The 4,964-nt window shown below is 34.8% G+C and carries 5 protein-coding genes and 1 pseudogene; 2 read left to right on the top strand and 4 right to left on the bottom strand.

The window, feature by feature from the left end:
• Together A9Q93_RS02750 and A9Q93_RS02745 are read right to left on the bottom strand one after the other, a co-directional pair.
• Positions 1–111, bottom strand: a 111-nt coding sequence (locus A9Q93_RS02750) for a helix-turn-helix domain-containing protein (RefSeq protein WP_303685851.1), incomplete at its 3' end; no start/stop codon positions are given.
• A gap of 147 nt (positions 112–258) precedes the next feature.
• Positions 259–744 carry a nuclear transport factor 2 family protein gene (locus tag A9Q93_RS02745; RefSeq protein ID WP_303685850.1) on the bottom strand — a complete coding sequence of 162 codons (486 nt, stop codon included), beginning with the start codon at positions 742–744 and terminating at the stop codon, positions 259–261.
• 624 nt (positions 745–1,368) lie between these two features.
• On the opposite strand from A9Q93_RS02745, the gene A9Q93_RS02740 reads away from it, so the two are divergent.
• Positions 1,369–2,007, top strand: coding sequence for a cell envelope biogenesis protein OmpA (locus tag A9Q93_RS02740; protein WP_369674684.1), 639 nt, complete (start codon positions 1,369–1,371; stop codon positions 2,005–2,007).
• A 12-nt stretch (positions 2,008–2,019) separates the two neighbouring features.
• Positions 2,020–2,247 (top strand): annotated as a pseudogene (locus A9Q93_RS14400) (cell envelope biogenesis protein OmpA); the annotation flags it as partial.
• 63 nt (positions 2,248–2,310) lie between these two features.
• Here the strand turns inward: A9Q93_RS14400 and A9Q93_RS02735 are convergent.
• Positions 2,311–2,760: a hypothetical protein gene (locus A9Q93_RS02735; RefSeq protein WP_303685849.1), complete on the bottom strand. Its 450-nt coding sequence runs from the start codon at positions 2,758–2,760 to the stop codon at positions 2,311–2,313.
• A gap of 184 nt (positions 2,761–2,944) precedes the next feature.
• Complete coding sequence (gene acs / locus A9Q93_RS02730) at positions 2,945–4,855, bottom strand: acetate--CoA ligase (protein ID WP_303685848.1); 1,911 nt, start codon at positions 4,853–4,855, stop codon at positions 2,945–2,947.
• Positions 4,856–4,964 lie beyond the last annotated feature (109 nt).

The following is a 4,964-nucleotide window of genomic DNA, read 5'->3' as shown; positions in this document are numbered from 1 at the left end:
ACGTTGGATAGTACGTACATTAATATTACATTTTTCAACAAGTTCTTCTTGTGTAAGCCCTTGCTCTTTTCTTAATTGGGCAATATAATTTCCTAATTCTGGCTGATTCATAATTGAAATATTTTAAAGATTATTACTGCCGCAATATTAATAGAGTAGTGTAGCTGCTTCAAAATATTAAACCGTAATTAAGCCCGACATTTGCACGGCAAAGGCTTGAATTGCCTACAAAGCTTAGAATAATGAACACGATAATACTTATGGTTTTTGTACTGGTTGTCTGGTAGAATGCATCAATTCTAATTTCCAAATACTGTCCTTCTTTATAGCAACAACACTTTCTAGCCAGGCTCTTTGATACACAATCGTGTCTTTTTTAAATGTGCCGTAATTGTGATAAGCTAGCCATAATTTATCGCCGTTACGCCTCGCATCTATACGTTTAAAATTATTGATGCGTTCATAACCAGAATTCCTAGTTTGTGCTTTTTTGCACCAGTTTGCTATTGTATCATTATTCCATAATTCTCCATGTTCTAAGAGTAGAAAGTCATTAGTTTGATATTTTGTTATGGCATTTTCATCATAGCCAGACCAGACTTCATCAAATAGGTTTTGAATTACATTTTCTACAGCCACGACAGCTTCTTCATCAGTTTGAGGAAGCTCCTTTGTTATGTTTTTATTACAAGATATAATACCACTGAGAAGAAGTAGTATAAGAAGTCTAGTTGCTATTTTCATTTTTAAATTATTTAAGATAAAGTTACTGTACTTATTTTAAATCATAATTTAGAAATATGATATACATGTCATTGATGTTTTACAGTCTTTTAAAACATTATTTAAAAAGCTTCCATAGTTTGGAAATAAATTAAAAAGATGAGTTATCTTTCGCTAAATTTTTTAAAAAAGGACATTTTTTATCGATACCGAATATTAAGATAAACTAGTTGAGCTTCATTCCCCTAATAGATACTTAACTATAAACACCTAGTCAAACGTAAGTTTACTAGGTGTTTTAAATTTAAAGAACTTTCTTATTCTTGATTTTAAAAAGTATGTTCACTTTCCCATGTAATAGAGCTCTCTAAATTGAACTAATAAATTAAAATTGAAGTTTTTTTCAAACCTAAATTTTAATTCCCAGAACTTCGTTGCTATTATCATTTCTTCTAATTCGATTGTGCTCAGTTTTTGACTTTCTGCATTCTTTTGTTAGTCATTCTAGAATCTAGATATGGCGTGGTTATTCCCTAAAGGCTTCTTAAATGTGGCGTGTTTACGTTATTCTTATCTTAAAAACATATCGCTCAAAAACCAAACGTTAAAAGTCACCGTTAGACTAAAAAATCAAAATAATTAGTTATGAAATTGAAAACAAATTTATTACTGTTAGCTACTGTAGCCTTAACTCTAAGCTGTGTTTCTAAAAAGAAGTATGTAAGCCTAGAGAATGATTACAATAACACAAAAAGCGAATTATTAAAAAGTAGAGTAGAAAGTGAAGACCTGCAACGTCAGATGGAACAAATCCAGATGCGCGTGCAACGATATAATGAGAAAATAGCCTCACTTAATGAAGATCAAAAAGTACTAAAAGATAACATGTTAGTTAGTACTGATGACAGGAGTTTAGTATTATCGGCAAAAAACAAAGAAGCTATGCGTCGTACACTTGAAAACGTTCCAGCCTATAAGCTCGCCGAAGCTAAAACCCTTAAAGATTCTTTGAATCTAGCTATTTCTCACAACATGATGCAATCTATAAACGGCCTGGAAACCGGAAAAGACCTCAACGTTTCTATAGAAGAATCTGTCGTGATGATCAATATAGATGATAACCTACTATTTAAAGATAGTAGTTATAGAATAGGAAATGATGCAGATGATATTTTAGCAAAAATTGCTAAGGTAGTCAATTCAGAGCCGTCCTTAGAAGTTTTAGTAGAAGGACATACTGATAATAGAACGGTAAAAGAAGGTAGTTATGTAAAAGATAACTGAGACCTCAGTACAGAGCGTAGCGCCGCTGTAGTTCGTAAGCTACAAGATAAATTTGGTGTTGCTCCAGAACAACTTATTGTTGCTGGTCGTAGCAGTTATGATCCTTTAGTAGCAAATAACAGTAATGATAATCGTGCTAGAAATAGACGTACTAAAATCATTATCATGCCTAATCTAGATAAGTTTTTTGCAATGATTGCTGGAGAGCAAAGTACAGAAATGAACAAATCGACCAACTAATTGATCATAAGTAATTAGTTATTAAAGGACTTCTTAAATTATTTTTAAGAAGTCCTTTTTTGATTATAAAAAACTAGGTAATTCTTCTAGCCAGCCGTTAAATGTAACAGGCCTTACAATTTCATATAACTCTTCAAATGACTCATGTGTTGCAATCACATTCTTAAGTTCAGGAAATTGTGATGAGAGTTTATCAATAAACTCAGTAGAGTCGCTGCTTCGATTTGCGGCTTTTCTTAAAGTTTTTAAATATTCTTCCTGACTTACGTGTAATTTAGTCCTGTTGCTTACAAATTCTAAACTGTCTTTTGTACGTCTAGCTTCTTTTAAAGCTTTTCTGAATTTAAAGTTTTCTAAGCTTTTAATATCATTATTTAAGGAGTCAAAATCATTTTTTGTCACCTCTTCATAGCCTAGATAAATTTCTTCTAGTTCTCCTATAAATACTTGTGACGTAGCAGTGAAAGAAATAAATAAGAGTAAAATTGTGTATATGCGTTTTAGATTTTTCATGACTTATTAATTTAGTTATTAATAACGACACAAATTTACGATGACTACCTTGTTTTTTACATGAACATTTTTCTTTTAGAATAGTATATTTTTCCCTAAATAATTAAACCTCTTCTTATATAATAAATAGGAAGAGGTTTAAATTTATTCCGCTTTCGCGAAAGTGAGATCAACACCATCTACATCATACCAGTGCATTCTCCATTATTTCTTGTACAACCTCAGGATTTAAAAGTGTACTGGTATCACCTAAGTTGCCAGTATCTTTACTTGCTATTTTTCTCAAAATACGACGCATGATTTTACCGCTACGTGTCTTAGGCAATCCGTTAGTAAACTGAATTTTATCCAGTTTTGCGATAGGACCTATGCGGTCGGTGATCAACTGATTGATTTCTTTGCGCAGGTTATCTTGATTACGGTTTTCACCAGTTTCTTTTAAAGTGATGTAGCCATATAATGCATTTCCTTTGATGTCGTGTGGGAAACCTACGATAGCACTTTCGGCAACGGCAGGATGTTCATTTATAGCATCTTCAATCGGTGCTGTCCCTAGATTGTGACCACTCACAATAATTACATCATCTACGCGACCAGTGATTCTATAATAGCCTACCGCATCGCGACGTGCGCCATCACCTGTAAAGTACATGTTTTTATAAGCACTGAAATAGGTATCTCTATAACGTTCATGGTTACCGTAAATCGTACGTGCCATAGATGGCCACGGGAATTTGATACACAAACGTCCTTCTACTTGATTTCCTTTAATTTCTTTTCCATGCTCATCCATTAACGCTGGCTGGATACCTGGTAATGGCAAGGTTGCAAATGTCGGAATTGTAGGTGTGGAATAAGGAATCGGGCTGATCATGATTCCGCCAGTTTCTGTTTGCCACCAGGTATCTACAATAGGGCTGTGGTTTTTACCTATATTATCGTTATACCAGTGCCATGCCTCTTCATTGATAGGTTCTCCTACGGTTCCCAGAACCTTTAAGCTAGATAAATCATATTTATTGACAAAATCTATGTTCTCTTTGGCGAGTGCTCTTATCGCAGTAGGTGCTGTATAAAACTGAGTGATTTTATGTTTTTCTACGATTTCCCAGAAACGCCCGTAATCTGGATAAGAAGGAACTCCTTCAAACATGACTGTTGTAGCGCCATTTGCCAGTGGTCCATAAACAATATAGCTATGACCGGTAATCCAACCTATGTCTGCTGTACACCAGTAGACATCATTCTCGCGGTACTGGAACACATTCTTAAAACTATAAGCCGCATAAACCATATAGCCACCTGTGGTATGCACCATTCCTTTGGGTTTACCAGTGGAACCTGATGTATAAAGGATAAATAACGGATCTTCTGCATCCATGATGGTTGCCTTACAAGAAGCATCTGCCGCATCAAGAAGTGGTTGGATCCAAATATCTCGTCCTTCTTTCATCGTGACTTTTCCACCAGTTCTATTAACCACAAGATTTGTAGTTACGCCAGGACAGTTTTCAAGTGCTTCATCCACAATAGATTTCAAATCGATGGTCTTTTTACCACGGTAACTTCCATCACTGCAAATCACCATTTTACAATCACAATCGTTAATACGAGTTGCCAGTGCTGTAGCACTAAAACCTGCAAAAACTACCGAATGAATGGCTCCTATTCTAGCACATGCCAATACTGAGACAGCCAGCTCTGGAATCATAGGCAAGTAGATACAAACTCGATCGCCTTTTTCTACTCCTTGTGATTTGAGCACGTTTGCAAATTTTGAAACGCGTTCATGTAACTCTCTATAGCTTATGTGTTGAGCACCTTCACTTGGATCATTAGGTTCAAAAAGTATAGCTGTTTTATCTGCCCGAGTAGCAAGATGCCTATCGATACAGTTTTCTGTGATGTTGAGTTGCGCTCCTTCAAACCATTTTACTTCTGGTCTTGAAAAATCCCAACTCAGGACTTTGTCCCATTTCTTTCTCCATAAAAAATGTTCTTCGGCGATTTCTTCCCAGAAACTTTCTGGATTGCGCACTGACTTTCTATAAACTTGCCAGTATTCTTCTAAGTGTTTTATGTGGTAATTACTCATAATTATTAATTTATCAGTTTGTTTTGATTGTGTATTCCTATGAAATGTGTTTGATAAACACTCTTTATTTCGTCTATGATATGTGTGTCATCTATAGTAGATGGTATTT

It is taken from the genome of Nonlabens dokdonensis, assembly GCF_002162835.1.
In the GTDB taxonomy this organism is placed as follows: Bacteria; Bacteroidota; Bacteroidia; order Flavobacteriales; family Flavobacteriaceae; genus Nonlabens; species Nonlabens dokdonensis_B.
The sequence above is the reverse complement of the archived record's forward strand: the minus strand, read 5'-3'. Positions and strand labels throughout refer to the sequence as shown.

What these genes read in the sequence shown, in the direction of transcription:
- A9Q93_RS02745 (WP_303685850.1), bottom strand. Translation starts at nt 744, where the DNA reads ATGAAAATAGCAACTAGACTTCTTATACTACTTCTTCTCAGTGGTATT.
- A9Q93_RS02735 (WP_303685849.1), bottom strand. Translation starts at nt 2,760, where the DNA reads ATGAAAAATCTAAAACGCATATACACAATTTTACTCTTATTTATTTCT.
- A9Q93_RS02740 (WP_369674684.1), top strand. Translation starts at nt 1,369, where the DNA reads ATGAAATTGAAAACAAATTTATTACTGTTAGCTACTGTAGCCTTAACT.
- acs (WP_303685848.1), bottom strand. Translation starts at nt 4,855, where the DNA reads ATGAGTAATTACCACATAAAACACTTAGAAGAATACTGGCAAGTTTAT.